The sequence below is a fragment of the Ethanoligenens harbinense YUAN-3 genome (assembly GCF_000178115.2).
GTDB classification, from domain to species: domain Bacteria; phylum Bacillota; class Clostridia; order Oscillospirales; family Ethanoligenentaceae; genus Ethanoligenens; species Ethanoligenens harbinense.
The window spans coordinates 85,539-106,343 of record NC_014828.1; the positions used below are offsets into that span (position 1 = coordinate 85,539).

Here is a 20,805-nt window from a genome sequence, read left to right on the forward strand (position 1 = left end):
TGATGCAACACGGAAATGCTGACAGTGGCGCAGGTGGCGCAGGTCAAAGGGTGTACGGAACGTTACGTGCGTACGATGATTGCCAAAGGCAAACTGGAGCATGTGCTGGACGACGACCCGCGCAACCATATGCGACAATATCTAGTGCCGGTGGCCGCGCTTCCGGAAAAACTGCAGGCCAAATACTACGGACGGGTGGCACCCACAAAAACCGCAGCCATTGCCGCGCCACAGGAGCCTCCCAAGCCGCTGGATGCTTACAGCGAGGAGGAGCGCCGGGAGATTGAGCTGTGGATTGGGATCGTGCAGGAATGGAAGACCTACCGCATCGGGCGCGACCGAAAAGCCGCCGACGGGGCCTTTGTGGCACAGATGCGGCAGCGGCACCCGGAACTGTCTATCTCGACGGACGTGCTGTACCGCCGCTGGAAGGCATGGCGCGACCAGCATTATGACGGACTGATCGACCGGCGCGGAAAGTGGCGCAAAGGACGGTACGCGATGGATGAAACGGTGTGGGAATGCTTCCTGTCCTACTGGTTCGACCTGCGCAAGTACCCAATGAAGCAATGCATCCACTACACACAGCTCTGGTGTGAGCAGGAACACCCGGAATTGCTGGCCGGGATCCCATCCTACAGCGCTTTTTACCGGCGCTGGAAGGCCGAGATACCGGAGGCGCTCAATGTGCTGGGTCGCGAGGGCGACAAGGTATTTGACGACCGATGCGGGCCGTATCTACCCCGCATCTACGACGACATGGCATCCAATGATTTCTGGATTGCGGACAACCACACCTTCGACATCATCAGCGAGGGGGAAAACGGGACAAGGCATCGCCTGTACCTCACAGCATTCATGGACGCGCGCTCCGGCATCATCACAGGGTTCCATATCACGGATAACCCATCCAGCGAAGCCACAATTTACGCGCTGCGCGCGGGCATCCTGCAATATGGCATTCCAAAGTATATCTATGTAGATAACGGCCGCGAGTTCCTTACATACGACGTTGGGGGCCTCGGGCACCGCCGGAAAAAGAAAAGCGCGGATACTTTTTCGCCGCCGCCGATTTTCGCCAGGCTTGGCATTACGATGATCAACGCGCAGGTGCGGAATGCGCGGGCGAAGATCATCGAACGCCGGTTCCTTGATTTCAAGAACCAAATCAGCCGACTATTTATGACGTTCACGGGCGGGAACGTGCTTGAAAAGCCCGCAAATCTGAAACATGTGCTGAAAGCCGGGCATGTGCCTGCGGATCACCGGCTGCGCGAGGTTGTGGGGCAACTGCTGGAAGGATACTTCAACGAGCAGCCTTACAACGGCTCCGTCGCGGCGGACAAAGGCAAAAACCGGAAGGACGTTTACTACGACCATCTGGAAGAAAAACGCGTGGCCTCCGCCGACGACTTGACGCTGATGCTGATGCGCAGCACGCGCTTGCAAAAGGTTGGCCGAATGGGCGTGCATCTGACGATTGGCGGGTTCCGCATTGACTACCGGGACGACGCGTTTTGCCTGCGTTACCAAGGCGAGCAGGTTTATGTGCGCTACGACCCGGAAAACATCAGTTCCGTGCGCGTCTACGATGAGCAGGACCGGTTTATCGCCGTCCTTCAGGCGAACAGCAACATCATATCCGGCTATGTTACCAGCAAGGAAGTTGCGAAAGAATCCATCAGCAAAATCAAGTCCGCCAAGAAGCTGGCCCGGCAGGAGATCAAGTCCCGCGTACTGGCCTCTATGGATCAGGTGGACGCGCTGGATCTGGTGCTGGGTGACGCGCAGCGGAATATTGCCGCCCGAATGGAAAATGGGGAACCTGACCGCTCGGTACTGCAGATCCACCGCGTGAGCGAGGAACCGCTGATGCCGCCGCGTGTGGTGAACGGCGCATTGCCGCTGGACACCATGCTGAAAAATGCCGAAAACGCCCAAAGGGCGTCTCAACATAAGGACATCTGACAGGAGGAACAGGAAATGGCACAAACATACGATGTAAAATTACAGGCTCGCGTAGAGGAACTGATCAAGCAGTGCGGTAGCCAAGCCAAAGCATCCCGTATCCTTGGATGGAGCGACGGCGTCATCAGCCAATACCGTCGCAGCGATTATGAGCGCGGACGTGTGGATGAGGTGGAAGCCAGCCTGAGGGAGTATTTCCGGCTGCAGGACGAGGCGGCCGCCCAGGCGCAACGCGCTGAACCATTTCAGCCCGTGCTGGACACCTACATACCGATCAGCGTCAGCGAGGACATCCGCAAGGCAATCCGCTTTGGGCAGTTGAAAAAAGGCATCACCATCCTGCACGGTGACGCGGGCATCGGGAAGACGATGGCGGCCGAAAAATATTTGCGGGACAACCCCAACACCGCCGTGCTGATCACCGTGACCCCTCTCACCGGCACCGTAGGAAACGTGATGAAGCTGATCTGCCGGGCGCTGCATATCCCCGAGGGGCGCAGCAAGCTGGATATGATCATCGACCTGAAGGAACGCCTGTACAATACGGACAAAGTCCTCATCATCGACGAAGCCCAGCATTTGCAGGTGCGGGCGCTGGACGAGATTCGGCCCCTTTCCGAGCCGCACATTGATGGGAAAAAAGGCATCGGCATCGTGCTGATCGGAAACTCCGAAATCTACGACCGGATGGAAGGACGCAGGCAATCGTGCTTTGCGCAGCTCTATTCCCGCAAGCGGCTCACCCGAAAATACACCACCAAACAGGTAACACCGGAAGATATCGCGCTGTTGTTTCCCGCGCTGGAAGGGAAAAAACGAGAGTTGAACTTTTTGCGCGGCATCTGCCAGGGCCGTTACGGAATCCGCGGCGGCGTAAATGTGTACAACAATGCGGTTGACGCGGAAAACATTGGAATCGACATGCTGACGCTGCAGGCCCGGGAAATGGGCATCGGCCTGAACTGAGGAGGATGCATTGCAATTGTGGTATTTTTCGGCGGCGGAGAGCGCCGTCTTTCGGAATAGGCTGCGGCAGGCGGACACCAGAGAACTGCGCATGGCCAAAGAAGCGCTGGAATCCTACCGGACGCAGGGATACCATGTGGCCGACCGGTACCGGGCTGTAAAGAAGGAATTGGACAAACGGATGACATATGGCAGGAGATGAAAAATAATGGATTTTGTGTCCGCAGTGAAGGAAATGTGGAATTGCGGCTCCACTTGTGTGAGCTTGCCGATCGGGAATGAACGAAAAATCGTGATCCGCCCGCGGCCTTTCCCCAAAATGATGGAAAAGGCCGTGTTCGGGCGGGACAAACGCCTTTCAGAGGTATATCAGGGCGCCAGCCTGACATTAAATGAGCTGCTTGCAAACGACTGGGAGGTATTTGACCCGGCGGAATTTGCTCTTGCTGGCGCGGCTCCGGCAAAAATGGACAAATTACTGGAACTGCCGGCGGCGCTGTCCGGGGCAAAAAAAATCACGTCGGTGGAAGCGGCTGTACGGAAACTGAGCGATGAGGAACTGTACACTGCCGCGGATGTATATGAGGAGCGTGTGGCTCAGGGTAAGAGAGAAAAGACGAGGCTGCGGTTTGTGCTGGAGGAAATCCGGCACCGGGAAAGAAAGAGAGGGCAGGCACATGCGTAAAACGGCTTGGCTTTTGGCTGGAATCCTGCTCGGCGGCATGGCCGGAGCGGGCGGCGCGCTGGCGGCATCCGACGCGGGCATGACGATATCCGCCTGGGCGGCGGAACTGGCGGTGCTGGTGCTGGTGCTGGCGCTCGGTATCCTGCTCGGGTACGAATTTGGGCGGCACAAGGCATATGCCCGTGGATACAGACGCGGGTTTGAAGCCGGAAAAAACGCGCCGCCGGATCACCCGAGTTGCAGGCACAGCTTTGCACTGTATTGTGAAGAAAGACCCGGACGGATATCCAACTGGAATTGAACATATGGGGGCGCAAGCCCCGCCTTAATGCGGCCAGAGCCGGTCCCCAGCCCGGAAAACGCAGAGGGAGGCAGCACCAACCAAAACAAAGGAGGATGGATATGGAACTGAAAGACGCGATCAGGCAAGCCATGACCGACGGAAGCGGATGCATCGCGCGCCAGATCGGGGTCATGAAAGCGCGGTATGTCCTGCTGACAGGCGGCAAACTGCTGCGCACGGAATCGTACGGCCCGCTCGGCGGCTTATCACCGCTGGTGCCCTGGGAACCGGACATTGACGATTTTAACGGCACGGACTGGACGCCGGTGCCCGCCGCAAAGGTTGCAGGCGCGCCGCTGGCCCCCGCAAAGCCGGAGGAACGGGGTCCCTGCACCATGCAGGATGCACGTGAATCGGTGTGCAGAGCCATTTGCGAGATGACCGCCCGGGGCGTCGATCTGGAAAGTGACGGGCGCTGCGCATCGTATCTTGCGGATGCGCTGTGCAAGCTGGCGGAAGCGGAAGCGAACCTGAACACAATCCAGAAGGAGGCGGACTGACATGACCGTAAGCAAAAGACTGGGCGGAAAGGGCGGCCTGACGATCCCGCAGGCGGTGCGGCATGCCGCAGGGCTGGCACCCGGCGCGCCGATCGACATCGAAGACGCAGGAGACGGTATCCTCATCCGGAAGCATGTGCCCAGCTGCATCTTCTGTGGAGGCACCACGGAAGTCGTCACCGTGGCTGGCAAAGAAATCTGCCTGGCATGCGCGCGTGAATTGGCCGCGCTGGCGGCGGAAAAGCTGGAGGACTTTGTGCATGATGGAGAATGAACCTCTTTTCTCCACGGAGGAAACGGTGCTGCGGGTGGGCAGACTGGTTGCCCTGAAAGCGCAGGAAAGCAAAATCAAGGCCGAGATCGGCGACCTGCAAGGTTATTTTGAACGCCTGGGCATCGACGCCCTGGAGAACACCAAGGAAAAGACCGTGGCGTGGTGGAGCGCAGCCGGACGCGTGGAGGTGGGCACAAGCGAAAAGGTGGACATTCTTTCGGAAACGGCTCTTAAAACACTTTTACAGGGCGTTTTCGGGGATTTGTTCAAGGAGCAGCCCGTGACCTATCAGCCCACCGCCGCCTGCAAGCAGCTGCTGGCCGCCATCGCCGCGGGAAACTATCTGGAGGGGTCGCTGGACGATATCGTTGCGCGGGTGGCCGATGACGATAAAACGAACAAAACCCTGCGCAAAAAGCTGTGCGGCAACTTCAAACGCGACAAAAAGGCCCTGATTGATGTGGCCGGGCTTTCGAAAACGGACGCCGAGGAATACGCCTACATGGCGGCGGAGATCGTGGCCTATACGCGCTTTCGGCAGCTATTGCAGGCGGCCGGATACACAGGGACATTTGAGGCCGCGCGCGATATCGTGAAAGCAGCCGTGGTCGTCGAGGAAGGCACCAAAGTGACCGTGGAGGCTTCAAAATAGCGGGTAGAAACTGAGAAGGAGGAACCGGCGGTGAACATTACAAAGCAGCAGATCAAATCCATCTATGCCCTGGGCGCGGGGCTGCATATCGTGGGGCGCGGCCACGACGATGAGCTGCACGCGTTGGTGGATGGCCTGACGGGCAAAGAATCCATTACGGCGCTTGATCGGGACGAAGCCCAGCGCGTGATTGCGGAACTGATGCGGCGGATGCGCGGCACACCGCCGGTGCCTCCGGCCCGAAAAAAGCCCAGGCATTACGAAGAAGCGCCCGGCGGTATCACCGCCGACCAGCAGCGCAAGGTGTGGGCGCTGATGTACGAGCTGAAAAAATTCGACGTCAAGCCGGTGGACGCTGCCCTTGGAGACCGGCTGTGCGGGATCATCCGGCGGCAATTCGGCATGGACTGCACCGCAAAAAAGCCGATGCAGTTTCTGGACCAGGCCGCGGGCGGCGAACTGATTGAGTTTCTGAAAAATTACTGCTATAATGCGGAGAAGCGGCACATCCGGGAGGTGGGCGGTGGATGAATCTGGAACGTGTTACACTGGAGGATCTGGACGGCGACCAGCGCGAACTCGCGGAGCTGATCGGCATGGAAGCCTATCGGGCACTGGCCACACACCACGGCGGAACCTATGTGTATGTGCAGGCCCCGAACAGCCTGCTTCGCAAAGACCGCAACGAGCAGATCCGCCGGAAATTCGACGGAAAAAACTATAAAGAGCTGGCGCTGGAGTATCAAATTTCGGAAAGCACCGTTCGCTTGATCGTAGAGGATGACGCCAGACGGATGCGGTATGGCCCCATTTCCGGGCAAATCAACCTGTTTGATAAAAAAATGTTTTAATCCTGTATCTACAATATATATGCCTTGTAAGGTAGACTATCGGTGTGGCCGGTAGCCTGCCTTTTTTGTTTGCCGCCCGCCACAACCTCCATTTCTTGCCTCTTGTTCTTGCCGCCGTGCCCGCACCACGGCGGCGCATTGTAAATCCACGCCGAAGGGGCGGTACATATATGAATGCATCCAACTGGCTGAACGCAATCCCTCCGCTTATACTCTCGGTTCTTGTCGGCATCATCGGTTTTTTTTTGAAACGAACAATCGGTCTGGTCGACCGGCACGAAACCGAAATCAGCGCTATCAAAGACCAATACGTGACGAAAGAAGAAATGGACTGCCTGCAGGACGACCTGAAATCCGGCCTTGGAAAACTGTCGGAAGGCATCGACGCCCTGAAAGACAATTACATGCGCAAGGACGACTTTGTGCGCGCGATTGCCGATGTCAACCGACGGCAGGATCGCATTTTCGACGTGCTGCTGGAAATGAAGGGAGATAAGAACCGTGGATAAAAAAGAACTGGAACGCCGCATCGAGGGCGGTGCGTTTGCAGCCAACAACGGCCGGCTGCTGCGTACCATCAACATCCTGTCCGGGCGGGATATCAAGATGCGCAGCCTACAGTATGCACTGCCGGATGTGTCCAAAGGCGAGCTGGCCGAATCCCTGTATTATCTGCAGGAGGCCGGATATCTGCATGCGCGGCACGCCGCCTACGGCGCGGACGTGGACGTGGCCGAGGCCGATCAGGACGATACCGAGGTGCGGCTGACGGCCAAAGGCATTCAGCTGCTGAAAGGCTATGCGGCCGACCCGGCGGTATCGATCTGAGACAGATGGGAGGGAATCGGAATGGCGAACCGCGCGCATGGCATCATCGACGGGCTGAATCCCGCGCTGCGCAGTACAGTGGAGCAGATGCTGCTCTCTGGTAAAAGTACCTATGCGGACGTCATCGACTATCTGGCACGGCATGATGTAGCCATCAGCGCGGCCAGTGTCTGCCGGTACGCGCAGCGGTATAACGCCAACGCCGCCCTCTTGAATGTGGCGCAGGAAAATTTCAGCCGCATGATGCAGGAAATGGACAAGTATCCGGATCTCGACACGACCGAGGCGATCATCCGGCTGGCCAGCCAAAACGTGTTCGCCGCCCTGGCCAACACGAATGAAGACCAGTGGAACAATCTGGACAAGGACAAATTGCTGGACAGCGCACTGGGGCTGGCGCGCGCGGCATCCTATAAAAAGCGGACGGACGCCGCCGTGCGTGCCGAGGCCGACAACGGACTCGACGCGGTGAAATCCATCGTGTTTCAGGCAATGTCCAAAGAACGGCCGGATCTGTACAAGCAAGTGGCCGCCTTTCTTTCAGAAAAGAAAAAGGACGGCAGCCTGCGGCCCAAAAAGGAGAAAGCGCCATGAGCATGTATGTGTTACAAGTGCTCTCCGGGGCGGAAAAGGATGTATGCGCCGCACTGCTTGACCAGGGCATTCCCGCGTATACTCCGGAAGAAAACCGACAGATCCGTTCCGGCGGTCTCTGGCGGGCGCGCCCATACCTGCTGTTTCGCGGCTATGTGTTTGTGGTGGTGCGCGACGTGCGCGCGTCGTATTACCAGATTCGACGGATACCGGGTGTGCTGCGCTGGCTGGAACTGCACGCAGGTCAGGCCACGGCCCTGACGCCGGGCGAGGAAGACAGAATCCGGCGGATGGGCGGCCAGCTTCTTGAATCACATGTGCTCCAGCTGGCGGACGACCTGTTCGAGCCTGTAGACGGGCCGCTGAAAGAGTACGCCGATGCGGGTGTGCGCATCCTATACAACCGGCATCTGCGCCGTGCCTACGTATTCGAGCCGCTGTCCGTAATGCACAACCGCTGTTTGCGGATGTCGTTCACGCTGATAAAATAATCCGGATGCCCGGGGCGGTTGATTCGTCCCAAACCGGGTGCCGGAGGTGAGATGGACCAAGAGAACCGGGGCTTTTGAAAGCCGCGGGATGGCGAAGCCTGCCTATGCCTTTTAAAAGGTTTTTAACGGCTTTTAATTCGCGCGCGGAGAACTTGCCCGTCACATTTTGCCCCTGTGCCCCAGCGCGGCGCACAGGGGCTTTGAGCGCGTGCTTTGCGGGAGGTGGGGAAGATGGAAAACAAACAGGACAGAAGCATCCGACTGCTGGATGAAATGGTGCGGCTGGGGAAACGAACGCGCCGGAAACGGGGCACTGTAACCACAGCTGAGATTCGGCGGGCGCAGAGGGATTTCTTTACGTTCTGCCGCGTGTGCGCCCCCGAGTTTTACAAACCGGATCGGGCATATCTGGTACGGCTGTGCGCGGAGCTGCAGGACTTTTACAACAGCGACGACGAGCTGCTGGTGATCAACCTGCCGCCTCGACACGGCAAGAGTCGGACGGCTGGACTGTTTGCCCAATGGATTTTTGGCGGACACCCGTCCGAAAAAATCATGACCGGCAGCTACAACGAGCGGCTTTCCACCCAGTTTGCGAAATCCGTACGCAACGGCATCGCCGAACAGAAGACCGACCCGGGGATGCTGGTCTACAGCGACATCTTCCCGGGGGTACGCATCCAGCGCGGCGACGCGGCGGCCAACCTCTGGGCGTTGGAGGGGCAATACGCCAGCTATCTGGCCACCAGCCCCACCGGCACGGCCACCGGATTCGGCTGCGGGCTGCTCATCATCGACGATGTTATCAAAAACGCATATGAGGCCAACAACGCGCCGCTGCTGGATAACCTGTGGCACTGGTTTACCGACACGATGCTTTCCCGCGTAGAGGAAAATGGCAAGATTATTATCATTATGACCAGATGGGCCACAAAAGACCTCGCCGGGCAGGCCGTCAAGACCTTCACAGAGCAGGGCCGCCCGTTCCGTGTGCTGAGCATGAAAGCGTTGCAGGACGACGGCGCCATGCTCTGCCCGGAGGTGTTGAGCCGCCGAAGCTACGAGAACAAGACGCGCACCATGGCGCGCGAGATCGCCGCGGCCAACTACCAACAGGAGCCGATTGATATCAAAGGACGGCTGTACAGTGGGTTTAAGACCTACGCGGAGATTCCCGCTGCCGGCGGCCATCCGCTGTTCGACGGCATTTACAGCTACACCGATACCGCCGATGAGGGCAGCGACTATCTTTGCAGTATCATTTTCGGCGTGTATCGCCACGAGGCGTATGTGCTGGATGTCTATTACACAAAAGAGCCGATGGAGGTGACCGAGCCGGAGGTGGGCCGCCGCCAAAAGGAACACGGCGTGGGCATGGCTCGAATTGAAAGCAACAACGGCGGCAAGGGATTTGCCCGCGCCATCAAGCAGATCCTTGAAAACAAGCTGAACTGGTACAGCACCAGCGTGCGCTGGTTTGCGCAGTCCAAAAACAAGGTGGCGCGGATCCTCACGGCCGCGCCGTGGATCCTCGAGCATGTTTACTACCCCGTGAACTGGCGCGACCGCTGGCCCGCATACTACAACGCGATGGCGGAATACCAGCGCGAGGGCAAGAACGCGCACGACGACGCGCCGGATGCCACGACCGGAATGGCCGAGACCGTGCAGGCCATCCGATGAAGAAAGAAGGTTGAAGCATGTTTGAAAAGCTGCTGCGATGGCTGCGCTCCATGCTCTCGCAGATGTTTGCGCAGGGCGCGGATGCAGACATCGTGCTGTCGGACAAAATGACCTCGGCCATTGCGATGTGGGCGCGCATGTATGAGGACGGAGGCGCGTGGTGCAACCCGAAATCCGGCATCCACAGCCTGCGGCTGGCCGCAGCTATCGCTTCGGAAATCGCGCGCCTGGTGACCATTGAAATGGGCGTGTCGGTGACCGGGAGCGCGCGGGCGGATTTCCTGCAGGCGCAGCTTGCCCCATTTCTGGACGGCCTGCGCCGCCATGTGGAAGTGGGCTGCGCACTGGGCGGCGAAGTGTTCAAGCCGTATGTGGACGACGGGCGCGTCTGCATCGACGCCGTGCAGGGGGATTGCTTCTTTCCCACGACGGTCGACACGTCGGGCCGGATGCTGGGCGCTATCTTCGTTGCGCAGATCAAGCGCCGCGATACAATCTATACCCGCGCGGAGCACCACGAATTCCAGAGCGGCACGCACACCATTGAAAACCGGGCGTTCGCCAGCAAGTCCAGCTATTCTTTTGGCACGCCAATCGACCTGACGGCGGTGCCGGAATGGGCCGACATCCAGCCGCAGGTGACCATTGAGCATGTCGACCGGCCGCTGTTCGCGTACTTTCGGATTCCGCGCGCCAACAAGCAAGACCGGCAATCGCCGCTCGGCGTGTCCGTCTACGCGGACGCGATGGAGACCATCCGGGACGCGGACGAGCAGTACGGCCGGATGCTGTGGGAGTATGAGGGCGGGCAGCTGGCCGTGGAGATGGAGGAAAGCCTGCTGAAGCACGGCCCGAATGGCAGCGTGTCATCCCCACGGCTGGAGGAGCGCTTGTATCGCAGGCGCGCGGGAGACATTGACGCGGGAAACAACTTTTATCAGATCTTCGCTCCTACGCTTCGAGACGATGCGTATGCGCGGGGGCTGAACACCATCCTGAAAAAAATCGAGTATCAGTCCGGGCTGGCGTACGGTACCCTGTCCGACCCTATTGAAACGGACAAAACGGCCACGGAAATCAACGCCAGCAAACAGCGCAGCTATAGCACCGTCCGCGACATCCAGAAAGCCCTGCAAAGCGCGCTGGACGACCTGCTGTATTCCATGGATGCGCTGGCCACCCTCTATAATCTGGCTCCCGCCGGAAGCTACACGGCGGCCTACGACTGGGACGACAGCATCGTAAACGACCCGAGCCAGCGAAAAAGCATGTTCTGGAGCTATGTGATGGCCGGGAAGTATCCGATGTGGCGCTATCTGGTGGAGTTCGAGGGATACACCGAGGACGAGGCCAGGGAAATCGCGGACGAGACGCAGGCCGACTTCAACAACCCGTTTGGCTTTACCCAGCCGGCGGCAGGCGGTGGCGGAAATGCTGACGCCTGAATGGTTCGACGGCGCGGCGGACGACATTCTGGAGCTGTACGGACAGTTGGATGAATCCATCCTGCAGGACTTTGTGCGGCGCATCATCAAATCCGGCGGCATTCTCACACAGACGGCCCGCTGGCAGGCGCAAAGCCTGCAGGACGGCGGCATGCTGTATGAAGACATCATCCGCGCGGTGGCGTCCATGACGAGCGCCAGCACAGCACAAGTGCGCACACTGTTTGAAGACGGCGGCGTGGAGGCGTTGAAATATGACTTTTCTATCTATGAGGCCGCCGGTCTTTCGCCGCTGCCGCTCAAGCAATCGCCCGTTGCCGCGCAGGTGCTGCGGGCCGGGATGCAAAAGACCGCCGGACATCTGCGCAACCTGACCATGACGACGGCGGCCGGCACAGAGCAGGCGTACAAGAATGCCGCCCGGCTGGCGGAAATGCAGGTGGAATCCGGTGCATTTGATTACATATCCGCTATCCGAAACGCCGTGCGGACGGCCGCACAGTCAGGCACAACCGTACTGTATCCATCCGGGCACACGGACGATTTAGACGTGGCCGTGCGGCGGGCGGTCCTGACCGGTATGAGCCAGACAGCGGCTCAGGTATCTCTGCGGTATGCTGACGATATGGGCTGCGACCTCGTGGAGACCACCGCGCATCCGGGCGCGCGGTGGTCGCATGCCATCTGGCAGGGGCGGGTATTTTGCCGCAATGGAAAACGCGGCAAATATCCCGATTTTGTATCGTCCACCGGGTATGGCTCGGGCGACGGCCTGTGCGGCTGGAACTGCCGACACAGCTTTTTTCCTTACTTCGAGGGGTTGAGCACGCCAGCCTATCCCCACACCAAGCTGGCCGAATACGCCCAAAAAACCGTGACGTACAACGGCGACACGATGACCTATTACGCCGCCACACAGAAGCAGCGCGCCATGGAGCGCGCCATCCGCGCGACCAAACGGGAGCTGGCCGGATATTACACCGGCCTGCAGGCCGAGGACGAAGGCATCCGGAACGCGATGCGTGAAGAATATACCAAAACGTCCGTAAAATTGAAAGGGCAGGAAGCCCGGCTGGCGGATTTCACCGACAAGGCGGGGGTGGATCGCCAGCGGGAACGCGAACAGTCGCTTGGCTTTGGGCGCGGACCGGCGCAGCAGGCGCGCCAATCTGCCGAAAAGCATTACCGAAAATGGGCACAAGGAATCGGCGCGGACGACGCCGCACCGAAAACGCTTGCAAAATACTACCAGGAGAAGTATAATAACTCTCCTGCCCACGAGCTGCTGGCGGGTTACAATAAGGCAGTGAAGCGAGGAGATGTCTCCCCGCTGGTGGGATTTGAACAATACACCAGGACGGCAAAGGACGCCGATGCCCAGATTGTCGGCGTCACCACGGCCAACGGCGTTAAGATCGAATCGTATACCACGCATTTCATTGACCGGCTGATCGGGCAGACCTCCACGCCGCACACCGGCATGCGCACGGGCGTGTCCATTGCGGACGCGAAAGATGCGCTGGTGCGCCCGATGCAGATAAGCAACCCGTATGCGGCCGAGGACGGCGACCTGCGACAGCAATTCTTTGGAGAAAATGCTTCGGTGGTCATCAGCCTGCGGGATAAAAAGGTGATCCAGACCAATCCGCTGTAAGGAGGGAACGGCATGCTGAATTACACAGAAAATGACAGGCAGTTTATTGAGAAGAATTTTGAAAACGCCGCCCAACTGCTGGCGTCCTCCTCCAGACGGGAGGTGCTGCTTACCATTGAGAACCTGATCGAGCAAAAAGGCTTTGCGCCGCCGCACTATTACGACTACAATGATTTTGGCCGAAAGGCTCAGACCGTGTACGACAGCATTTACCAAAACAACGAAAAAAGCTGAATCGCGCTTTACGCACATGCGCCCTCTTTTTAGAGGGTGCATTTTTGTGCGTTTTTTTTCCGCTCGACCGGCCCGAAGTCGTAAAACTACGGGGCCGCAGCCGATGCAACCGGCGTAAAAAAGCGTAGCGGTGAACGCACACACCGCAGCCGAAAGGAGCCTGTATGAAACGCGAGGACATCACCGCGCTCGGTATCAGCGACGAGGCAGCCGTGAACAAAATCATGGAGCTGCACGGGGCGGATATCGAGAAGCAGAAAAACACCATCGCCACCCTGACCACCGAGCGCGACGGGTTGAAAACGCAGCTCGGCGAGGCCAACGGCAAACTGGCCGGGTATGACCCTGAATGGAAAGCCAAATCGGACGCAGCCCAGGAGGCAGCCGACGGCAAGGTGGCCGCTTTGCAGTATGAATTTGCAGCCAACACCGCCGTGAACGGGATGAAATTTACCAGCGAGAGCGCGAAAAAAGCGTTTTTGTCCGATTTGGTCGCCAAAAAGCTGCCCCTTCAGGACGGCAAACTGCTGGGCTATGACGATTTTACAAAATCGTATAAAGAAATGGATCCCGGCGCGTTCGCGTCCGATGCGGCCGCCCCGAAGTTCAGCGCGTCTACGCCCGGCCCTGCCGGAGGCGCATTGACCGGGAACGACAAGGCAAACGCCGCCCTGCGTGAAGCATTCGGCAGGGTCAGCCAGTAAAGGAGAACAACTATGCCGATCGACAGACAGGCCGCAGAGGCCCTTATTCAGGATCAGATCGTAAACACCATTTTCGAGGACGTGCCCAAGCAGTCCGCCGTCCTTTCCCTGATGCGCAAGCTGCCCAACATGACCAGCAAGCAGACGCGTATCCCCGTGCTGGATGCATTGCCCCTTGCCTACTGGGTGAACGGGGACACCGGATTCAAGCAGACCACCCGGCAGGCATGGGACAACGTGTGGCTGGTTGCGGCCGAACTGGCCACCATCGTGCCGATCCCCGAAGCTGTGCTGGATGACTCCAGTTATGACATCATGGGCGAAGTGACGCCGCGTGTGAACGAGGCGATGGGGGCCGTCATCGACGGTGCAATCGTTTTCGGCGTCAACAGGCCGTCCGAGTGGCAGAACGATATCGTCACGCTGGCCAGACAGGCCGGAAACAACGTGGCTGCCAGTGGCGGCATTACCTATGACAATATCATGGGACAGGACGGACTGATCTCCAAAGTGGAGGAGTCCGGCTATATGGTGGACGGTATCCTCGCCTCCATTAAAACCCGCGCGGGCCTGCGCGGCATCAAGGACAGCAACAACCGCCCAATTTTTGTGCCGGAAATGCAGAGCGGCACCACCTATACGCTGGACGGCACGCCGATCACGTTCCAGCAGAACGGGGCGTTCAATGCGACCGTAGCGCAGATGATCGCGGGCGCATGGTCGCAGGCCGTGTATGCCATGAGGCAGGACGTGACCGTGAAGATCCTCGACCAGGGCGTTATTCAGGACCCGAACTCCAAAGAAATCATCTACAACCTTGCGCAGCAGGACATGATTGCCCTGCGCGTGGTGATGCGGCTGGGCTGGGCGCTGCCGAACCCGGCTACCGCCGTGAACAGCGACCGCACAAATGTGCCGTTTGCGTACATTGAGGCCGCGACGCCGTATACCGACTACTCCGTGACCTTTACCGTCAAAGACAATGACACGGATCCGATCGCGGGCGTGCGTGTCAATGTAAACGGCGCGAACAAGAAAACGGCGGCGGACGGCACGGCGGTGTTCAACCTGCGCGCCGGGACGTATCCTGTCACCATCAAGGCGGATGACTATGCGACGCAGTCCGCCACCGTGACCGTGACCAACGCGCCGGTGCCGGTGGCCATCACGCTGCAGGCCGCGCAGTAAACGGAGGACATCTATGTATGCGGATTATGCCTTTTACAGCGGCACCTATGCGGGAACTGCCGTCTCGGAGAGCGATTTTCCCGCCCTAGCGCGGGACGCTTCCAACTTCATTGATCGGATCACCTTCGGCCGCCTGAAGACTGGAACGCCGGTTACGGAGGATGTACAGTTGGCCACCTGCGCGGTAATCGACCGCATGCATGCCGCCAGACAATCCGGCGCGCTGGAGGTAAATGTCGCCGTGAAGACCGAAAACAACGACGGGTTCAGCCAGACGTTTGCCGCGCCGGGCGATGTTCGCGCGGAGCTACAGGCGGACTATACCGACGCCGCGGCCGCTTATCTGCTCTACACCGGGCTGATGGACAGGAGCGTGAGCACATGACCACGAACGCCGACATCACCCTGTACAACCAGTGGTACAACCGCGTGACGCGGCTGATCGAGTGGAAGCGCGTGCAGATTCCCGGTGTGAGCTGGCACGGCGGAATCGTCACCGACGTGACCGGCAATGGCCTGCAGGCGGCGAATGCCTATATCGTGCGGATCCCTTTGGATGCGGCTCCTGCCGGGCGCACATTTGCGTGTCCGGAGGATTGGGCGGCCACTGAAAGCGACGACCTGGGCGCATTGTGGACGATACAGCCGGGAGATATCCTGATAAACGGGCTTTTGGCCGACGACATCGCAAAGGCATCGGATCTGACCGCAAAGTATGGCAGCCGGTGCTGCACGGTGATTGGCTGGAAGGACAACCGACGGGGATCCGCTGCTCTGCAACACTGGCGGATAGACGGGAAGTGATGCCGTGTCCGGGCAAAACAAAAAGCTGATCGTTAAAACGCCGCGCGGCGAGGTCGTGCAGGTGACGACCAAAAGCGGCAAGGTGACCGCCAAGCTGACGTGGAATCCCGATTTTGGTGACCGCAAGACCGGCGACTTTTCCAGGGCGCAGAAGTTCCTTGATTCGGAGGTGCTGCGCACTACGACGCCGTTTGTGCCGATCAAGACCGGCGCGCTCATCAAGTCCGGCCAACTCGGCACTGTGATCGGCAGCGGACAGGTGACGTGGCATGCACCATACGCCCGTTATCAATATTACAGCACATCGCTATCGCGCACCTATGATGCCCAGCGCGGCGGGAAATGGTTTGAGCGCAGCAAGGCAACCAACAAGCCTGCGTGGATCGCCGGGGTGAAAAAGATTGCGGGAGGCAGGTAATGAGTATTATAAACAGCCTTTACGAGTATTTTAAAAGCTGCCCGCTGCTCGGGGATGAAAAAATCAATGTGGACTATCTGCCGGAGACCGCGCGGGAATATACCATTGATACCATTACGGGTGATCCCATCATCAAACGCTATGCGCGCGGGGCAACACTCCGGCAATATCTGTTTGCGTTCGGCAGCCGGGATTTTTACGGGCCGGATGTGCTCCAAAACCTTTCCAACAGCGGATTCTATGAGGATTTTGCGGCGTGGCTGGACGAGCAGAACAAGGCCAAGAACTTTCCTGTGCTGCCGCCCAATTGTGTACCGCAAAAAGTTGAAGTTCAGACCAGTGGTTACCTGTTTGGAGCCGATGCCGAAACAGCACGGTATCAGATACAATGCCGCGTCGTCTATTACCAGGAGGGAATTATATGAAACTGTCCGATCTTATGCAGGGCAAAACGCCCAGCCCAACATACGCAGGTTTTGCCACCAACGATGATTTTGTTCTGGCAGTCGATACCGGCACCGGGAGCACCCAGACCGCCGACGGGGACTATGCCATCGTAGAGGCAGGTATCACCAAGAGCGAGGCGTCCGCCGATGCCGAAACCAAAGATAACCAGTACATCCGCACCGGCAAAAAAACAACCAAGACCGGCACACAGCGCAAGTTTTCCATTGAGGGCGACCGCTGCGATGGTGATGCTTTTCAGGATTTTTGCCTGTCCAATGCTATTGTGTTCGGCGTTGGGGCGGCTGTGGAACGCAAGTATATCTATTTCAACATGCTGACAGGTGTCGGCGAGCGCGGAACCGTGACCATCGTGGTGAGCGACACGCAGACCGGCAATGCTGGCGACAACGCCACCTTTAAGGTGGATATGACGTCCACCGCGACCCCGACCGATTATACCTATTCCAGCGAATCGTAAGGAGGAATGACCATGGAGATCAATGGCGTAACGCTTGATCTGGATCTGGATGATATGGACAAAGCCGAACAGGTGCAAAAGGTCATCGAGGGAATGCAGTCCAAAATTGAACAGGTCAAGGAAACGGACGACTATGTTACCGGCGGACGCAAAGTCTGCCGAATCGTCAATGATTGTTTCAATCAAATTTTTGGCACAGGGACTTCCGAAAAAATCTTTGAGGGTATGAAGCTTACACCACACATCGACGCTTTTGTGGCACTCGGCGACGCGATCAAGGAGCAAAAGGAACAGCAAAACGCCCATATGCAGAGCGTCTGTCATAAATACAGCCCGAATCGGACAGAGCGCCGGGCACGAAAGAAATGAACATATTACTGGACATCCTGCCGGAGGAAATTGACGGCATCCCAATCCGCAGTGATTTCCGCATTATGGTTCAGTTTGAGCTGATGATGACAGACCTGACAGTGCCGCAGGATGCCCGTATTCCGCTGGCAATCAATCTGTTATACCAACAGCCCGTCCACGACTTGAAACAGGCAATAGACGGGCTGCTGCGGTTTTATCGTTGTGGCGCACCGTTAAAGCAGGGCGGCGCGGGTGGTGGCGGGAAACATGAACGGGCTTACGACTTTGAACAGGACGCGCCGGACATTTACGCCGCTTTTATGCAGACATATGGGATTGACTTAAACGATGTGGACATGCACTGGTGGAAATTCCACGCGCTGATGTTTGCGTTGCCAGAAGACTGCAAATTCAGCCGCATCATGAGATACCGCACGATGGATCTGTCCGATTTTAAAGGAAAAGAGCGCAAATTTTACGCCGATAAGCAGGTGCAATATCGCTTGCGCCCGTTGGGTACGGAAAAGCTCACAGCGGCAGCGGCGGAGCAGGTGGCAAAGGAACGCGTGGCAAAGCGGTTTGCAGAAGCAGAGAGGTGGGCGAAATCACACTGACCATTTATGCCCGCAGTTTTGGCAAAGAGCAACTTTCTGGTTGGAAAATTTTGTGTTTGAAGTTCCTCGATGTTTCCCCACCAATAGCCATAAACCACATGTAATGAGGATCAGAAACAGCCTCCCGATTCCCCACAAGCACCCGTTCCCTCGGGTGGATGTTTTTGCTCGTGTTTGTTCAAGCACGATATTTACGCTTTGGCTGCCGCATTTTGGGCATGTCATGTGGAACTCTCCTCTGCTGTTTTTATTTGATTTTACCATAAATTACTTTTTTGGGAAAGGAGGTTTTAAAAAAATGGGTTTTGATGGATCTATCAATATTGACTCCAGCATTGACGGCACAGGGTTTTCCAAAGGGATAGAAAAACTCGGAGGTGTCGCAAAAGCCTCTCTTGGAGCTATCACCGGGTTAATCAGTGGCGCGGCCACCGCACTCGGCGGGGCCGCAGCAGAGGGTATAAAGTACAACAACCAAATGGAGCAGTACCAGACCTCTTTTGCAGTTATGTTAGGAAGTGCCGCTAAAGCGCAGGAGATGATAAATAATCTTCAAAATTTCTCCATGAAAACTCCGTTTCAGATGGCGAATCTTGCGGATGCCACCAAAACGCTGATGGGATACGGAATATCCGTGCAGGACATCATGCCCGATTTGGAAATGCTGGGGGATGTCAGTCAGGGCAATTCGCAAAAATTACAAAATCTCGCTCTGGTGTTCGGGCAGGTCCAGGCAGCCGGTAAACTGCAAGGGCAGGATTTGCTTCAACTGATAGACAACGGATTTAATCCACTACAGACCATCTCCCAGCAAACGGGCAAAAGCATGGCTGAACTGCGCACGGAAATGGAAAACGGGCAAATCAGTGCACAGGATGTGACAAATGCCTTTAAATCAGCCACCAGCGCGGGCGGTCTTTTCTACAACGATTTGGAAGAACAGTCCAAAACATTTAACGGACAACTCTCAACTTTAAAAGACCACGTGCTGATATTTTTAGGAAGCATCACCGGGGCGCTGACAAACAGCCTGAAAGACACCGCCCTGCCCATGGTAAACGGCTGGTTGGAGCAGTTGCAGTCCGCATTTAACGCAGGAGGTGTAAACGGCGTTGTCGGCGCTTTTGGGAATGTGCTATCCCAAGCAGTCAATGCCGTTGCCGCACAAGCGCCGCAGTTGATATCCCTTGCAGTCATGCTCACTACAACATTGCTAAATGGATTAAACGCAAACGCCGGACAGTTGGCTTCATCCGGGGCGAGTGTGGTTACTGGTCTGGCAAAAGGGATTATATCTGTAGCGCAAAGTTTGGGTGCCGTTGGGATCAATCTGATTCAAAATATCATAGAGGGTATCACATCGTCCTTACCATCGATTGCCGTTAGCGCTGTTCAAGTAGCCACTCGAATTGTTGAGGCTCTGTTAAATGCGTTGCCATCTGTAGTAACCGCTGCCTGGGCATTAACTGCCGGAGTAGCGCAGGGGCTTACTTCCGCTCTGCCTACGCTTATAATGACCATCGTGCAAATCATCCCACAGATCATAAACGCAATAGCGGTACAAATGCCTGCACTTATGGCTGCTCTTACAGCAATGATCCCGCAAGTTATCAACGCTCTGTCTACCGCGCTGGTCACTGGCATACCTCTCATTTTGCAGGCGGCTATTCAGTTGCTGATGGCGATTGTACAGGCTATACCGCAGATCATTGTTGCTGTGGTTACTGCGCTGCCCACACTCATACAGTCTATCGTCACGACGTTGGTACAGGCGCTCCCAATTTTGATAACTGGCGCTGTCCAGCTACTGATGGCGATTGTACAGGCTATCCCGCAAATTCTTCCGCCACTGATTGCCGCTATTCCTCAAATCATTACAACGCTTATCACTGGGCTTGTGCAGGCACTCCCTGAACTGATAAATGGGGCTGTCCAGCTTCTCATGGCTATTATTGATGCAATCCCTATCATCATTCAAACGCTTATACCCATGATTCCGGAGATTGTTCACGCAATTGTAGATGCCCTAATTCGAGCAATGCCTGTCCTTATTGAGGGGTCCATCGAACTGTTCTTCGCGATCCTTAAAGCAATCCCTATGATTGTTGTGGAACTCATAAAGGACATGCCGCAAATTATTCAAGCTATTTTACAGGGACTCGCGGCGGGTGGCGGAGAATTGAAGAACGCTGGAGGGGACTTGATTCGCGGACTTTGGCAAGGCATACAGGATGTGTCCGGCTGGCTTTGGAATAAAGTCAGCGGGTTCTTCGGAACGTTGACGGATAAAATCAAGAATTTTTTCGGTATCCACTCCCCGTCCCGCCTGATGCGCGATGAAATCGGCAAGATGTTGCCGCCCGGCATCGCCCTCGGTTTTGAGGCGTCTATGCCCGATGCCATATCGGACATGCAGGCGGAGATGGATGCCATGACGGCCAAGATGCAAGCCAGTGTGGCAGCGCAACAGAGCGCGGTATTCGTGGGGACATCCGGCACGGGCGCGCAGACCATTGACAACTCCGTAACCAAATCACCGATTATCAACATCAACGGGCCGGTCAACGTGACCGATCAGGGCAACCAGCGGCAGACACTACAGCAGCTGCAATTTTTAGCGGCCATCTAAGGAG

General features: G+C 57.2%; 28 protein-coding genes. All 28 read left to right on the plus strand.

The annotated features are described in order from the left end of the window. The first annotated feature begins 15 nt into the window (after positions 1-15). The 28 genes from ETHHA_RS00385 to ETHHA_RS00520 all read left to right on the plus strand — a co-directional run bounded on the left by ETHHA_RS00385 (position 16) and on the right by ETHHA_RS00520 (position 20,801). Complete coding sequence (locus ETHHA_RS00385) at positions 16-1,968, plus strand: Mu transposase C-terminal domain-containing protein (protein WP_013484046.1); 1,953 nt, start codon at positions 16-18, stop codon at positions 1,966-1,968. Positions 1,969-1,983: 15 nt separating this feature from the next. Next, entirely contained in the window at positions 1,984-2,934 is a 951-nt protein-coding gene (locus tag ETHHA_RS00390; protein ID WP_013484047.1) for an AAA family ATPase, read from the plus strand. A gap of 10 nt (positions 2,935-2,944) precedes the next feature. Beyond that, positions 2,945-3,136: a hypothetical protein gene (locus tag ETHHA_RS00395; RefSeq protein WP_013484048.1), complete on the plus strand. Its 192-nt coding sequence runs from the start codon at positions 2,945-2,947 to the stop codon at positions 3,134-3,136. A gap of 6 nt (positions 3,137-3,142) precedes the next feature. Further along, positions 3,143-3,619 carry a hypothetical protein gene (locus ETHHA_RS00400; RefSeq protein ID WP_013484049.1) on the plus strand — a complete coding sequence of 159 codons (477 nt, stop codon included), beginning with the start codon at positions 3,143-3,145 and terminating at the stop codon, positions 3,617-3,619. Next, complete coding sequence (locus ETHHA_RS00405; RefSeq protein ID WP_013484050.1) at positions 3,612-3,920, plus strand: hypothetical protein; 309 nt, start codon at positions 3,612-3,614, stop codon at positions 3,918-3,920. The genes ETHHA_RS00400 and ETHHA_RS00405 overlap by 8 nt, the downstream gene beginning before the upstream one ends. A gap of 101 nt (positions 3,921-4,021) precedes the next feature. Beyond that, entirely contained in the window at positions 4,022-4,462 is a 441-nt protein-coding gene (locus tag ETHHA_RS00410) for a hypothetical protein (protein ID WP_013484051.1), read from the plus strand. A gap of 1 nt (position 4,463) precedes the next feature. Further along, positions 4,464-4,736, plus strand: coding sequence for an AbrB/MazE/SpoVT family DNA-binding domain-containing protein (locus ETHHA_RS00415; RefSeq protein ID WP_013484052.1), 273 nt, complete (start codon positions 4,464-4,466; stop codon positions 4,734-4,736). Continuing rightward, positions 4,723-5,388, plus strand: a complete 666-nt coding sequence (locus ETHHA_RS00420; protein WP_013484053.1) for a hypothetical protein — start codon at positions 4,723-4,725, stop codon at positions 5,386-5,388. Before ETHHA_RS00415 ends, ETHHA_RS00420 begins: the two co-directional genes overlap by 14 nt. 30 nt (positions 5,389-5,418) lie before the next feature. Next, a complete protein-coding gene (locus ETHHA_RS00425) occupies positions 5,419-5,919 on the plus strand; it encodes a regulatory protein GemA (protein ID WP_013484054.1) in 501 nt (166 codons plus the stop codon). After that, positions 5,916-6,239, plus strand: a complete 324-nt coding sequence (locus ETHHA_RS00430; protein WP_013484055.1) for a Mor transcription activator family protein — start codon at positions 5,916-5,918, stop codon at positions 6,237-6,239. The genes ETHHA_RS00425 and ETHHA_RS00430 overlap by 4 nt, the downstream gene beginning before the upstream one ends. 170 nt (positions 6,240-6,409) lie before the next feature. Then, positions 6,410-6,748, plus strand: coding sequence for a hypothetical protein (locus ETHHA_RS00435; RefSeq protein WP_013484056.1), 339 nt, complete (start codon positions 6,410-6,412; stop codon positions 6,746-6,748). Beyond that, on the plus strand, positions 6,741-7,067 hold the full coding sequence (locus ETHHA_RS00440) for a hypothetical protein (protein WP_013484057.1): 327 nt from the start codon (positions 6,741-6,743) through the stop codon (positions 7,065-7,067). Before ETHHA_RS00435 ends, ETHHA_RS00440 begins: the two co-directional genes overlap by 8 nt. 21 nt (positions 7,068-7,088) lie before the next feature. Then, positions 7,089-7,661, plus strand: coding sequence for a phage protein Gp27 family protein (locus ETHHA_RS00445; protein WP_013484058.1), 573 nt, complete (start codon positions 7,089-7,091; stop codon positions 7,659-7,661). Next, entirely contained in the window at positions 7,658-8,152 is a 495-nt protein-coding gene (locus ETHHA_RS14190) for a transcription termination/antitermination NusG family protein (RefSeq protein ID WP_013484059.1), read from the plus strand. The genes ETHHA_RS00445 and ETHHA_RS14190 overlap by 4 nt, the downstream gene beginning before the upstream one ends. A gap of 231 nt (positions 8,153-8,383) precedes the next feature. Next, a complete protein-coding gene (gene terL / locus ETHHA_RS00455; RefSeq protein ID WP_013484060.1) occupies positions 8,384-9,835 on the plus strand; it encodes a phage terminase large subunit in 1,452 nt (483 codons plus the stop codon). 17 nt (positions 9,836-9,852) lie between these two features. Beyond that, positions 9,853-11,280, plus strand: coding sequence for a phage portal protein (locus ETHHA_RS00460; protein WP_013484061.1), 1,428 nt, complete (start codon positions 9,853-9,855; stop codon positions 11,278-11,280). Next, the gene (locus tag ETHHA_RS00465; protein WP_013484062.1) at positions 11,267-12,934 is read left to right on the plus strand and encodes a phage minor capsid protein; all 1,668 of its coding nucleotides are present in this window, start codon (positions 11,267-11,269) and stop codon (positions 12,932-12,934) included. Before ETHHA_RS00460 ends, ETHHA_RS00465 begins: the two co-directional genes overlap by 14 nt. Before the next feature lie 12 nt (positions 12,935-12,946). Beyond that, on the plus strand, positions 12,947-13,168 hold the full coding sequence (locus ETHHA_RS00470) for a hypothetical protein (protein ID WP_013484063.1): 222 nt from the start codon (positions 12,947-12,949) through the stop codon (positions 13,166-13,168). A 164-nt stretch (positions 13,169-13,332) separates the two neighbouring features. Beyond that, positions 13,333-13,872: a phage scaffolding protein gene (locus ETHHA_RS00475; RefSeq protein ID WP_013484064.1), complete on the plus strand. Its 540-nt coding sequence runs from the start codon at positions 13,333-13,335 to the stop codon at positions 13,870-13,872. A 12-nt stretch (positions 13,873-13,884) separates the two neighbouring features. Further along, positions 13,885-15,060 carry a phage major capsid protein gene (locus ETHHA_RS00480; RefSeq protein WP_013484065.1) on the plus strand — a complete coding sequence of 392 codons (1,176 nt, stop codon included), beginning with the start codon at positions 13,885-13,887 and terminating at the stop codon, positions 15,058-15,060. A gap of 13 nt (positions 15,061-15,073) precedes the next feature. Then, positions 15,074-15,445 carry a head-tail connector protein gene (locus ETHHA_RS14195; protein ID WP_013484066.1) on the plus strand — a complete coding sequence of 124 codons (372 nt, stop codon included), beginning with the start codon at positions 15,074-15,076 and terminating at the stop codon, positions 15,443-15,445. Continuing rightward, positions 15,442-15,864, plus strand: a complete 423-nt coding sequence (locus tag ETHHA_RS00490) for a DUF6751 family protein (protein WP_013484067.1) — start codon at positions 15,442-15,444, stop codon at positions 15,862-15,864. Before ETHHA_RS14195 ends, ETHHA_RS00490 begins: the two co-directional genes overlap by 4 nt. A 4-nt stretch (positions 15,865-15,868) precedes the next feature. Continuing rightward, the gene (locus tag ETHHA_RS00495; protein WP_013484068.1) at positions 15,869-16,282 is read left to right on the plus strand and encodes a minor capsid protein; all 414 of its coding nucleotides are present in this window, start codon (positions 15,869-15,871) and stop codon (positions 16,280-16,282) included. After that, positions 16,282-16,707 carry a hypothetical protein gene (locus ETHHA_RS00500; protein ID WP_013484069.1) on the plus strand — a complete coding sequence of 142 codons (426 nt, stop codon included), beginning with the start codon at positions 16,282-16,284 and terminating at the stop codon, positions 16,705-16,707. The genes ETHHA_RS00495 and ETHHA_RS00500 overlap by 1 nt, the downstream gene beginning before the upstream one ends. After that, positions 16,704-17,207 carry a phage tail tube protein gene (locus tag ETHHA_RS00505; protein ID WP_013484070.1) on the plus strand — a complete coding sequence of 168 codons (504 nt, stop codon included), beginning with the start codon at positions 16,704-16,706 and terminating at the stop codon, positions 17,205-17,207. Before ETHHA_RS00500 ends, ETHHA_RS00505 begins: the two co-directional genes overlap by 4 nt. Before the next feature lie 12 nt (positions 17,208-17,219). After that, positions 17,220-17,576: a DUF6673 family protein gene (locus ETHHA_RS00510; protein ID WP_013484071.1), complete on the plus strand. Its 357-nt coding sequence runs from the start codon at positions 17,220-17,222 to the stop codon at positions 17,574-17,576. Continuing rightward, complete coding sequence (locus ETHHA_RS00515) at positions 17,573-18,172, plus strand: Gp15 family bacteriophage protein (protein WP_013484072.1); 600 nt, start codon at positions 17,573-17,575, stop codon at positions 18,170-18,172. The genes ETHHA_RS00510 and ETHHA_RS00515 overlap by 4 nt, the downstream gene beginning before the upstream one ends. 298 nt (positions 18,173-18,470) lie before the next feature. Then, a complete protein-coding gene (locus ETHHA_RS00520; protein WP_013484073.1) occupies positions 18,471-20,801 on the plus strand; it encodes a tape measure protein in 2,331 nt (776 codons plus the stop codon). The last annotated feature ends 4 nt before the right edge of the window (positions 20,802-20,805 follow it).